This is a genomic window from Vibrio sp. L85 (assembly GCF_963871815.1).
GTDB lineage: Bacteria > Pseudomonadota > Gammaproteobacteria > Enterobacterales > Vibrionaceae > Vibrio > Vibrio harveyi.
Window position 1 is genome coordinate 1 of record NZ_CAWMYL010000251.1, and the last position, 571, is coordinate 571.

Annotated in this window: 1 pseudogene; it reads left to right on the plus strand. The window is 45.9% G+C overall.

What is annotated here, in order from left to right:
* Window positions 1-539: pseudogene (locus AACR11_RS28315) on the plus strand (DUF3560 domain-containing protein); the annotation flags it as partial.
* Between the last annotated feature and the right edge of the window lie 32 nt (window positions 540-571).

Consider the following 571-nt stretch of genomic DNA (forward strand, 5'->3'; position numbering starts at 1 on the left):
GAAGCGCAGGGATAGCGTCAGACGACCCAGAAGCAATCCAAAAGTTAAAAGATAAGCTGGCGAACCTTGAGTGCAGTCAAGAAATGATGAAAGCCATTAATAAGGTGATCCGTTCAAAGCACATGAGTAACACAGACAAAGTTGAGTACATGATACAAACTCATAAGCTCACCGAAAAACATGCGGCAGAGCTACTAGAAGGGGACTTTTGCGGTCGAGTGGGCTTTCCAAGCTATGCCCTACAGAACAACAACGCAACTATTAGAACAACGAAGCAGCGCATCGAGGAGCTAGAAAAGCTGCACAATGAAGCGCCTTTAGATGATGCTGGCGAGGTAGAGGGCGTAAACTGGACGCTTTACGAAGAAGACGGACGCATCAAGTTTTCGTTTGATGGTATCCCATCGGAAGCGGTGAGAAAGGTGCTCAAGTCGAATGGTTTTAAATGGTCACGCTATTCTAAAGCATGGGTACGTAAAATGACGGGGAACGCCGTGAGAGTAACGAAGTTTGTTGTTGAAGAACTGAAAGAAATGTAGTGGTCATATCCAGCCTTTGGGCTGGATTTTTG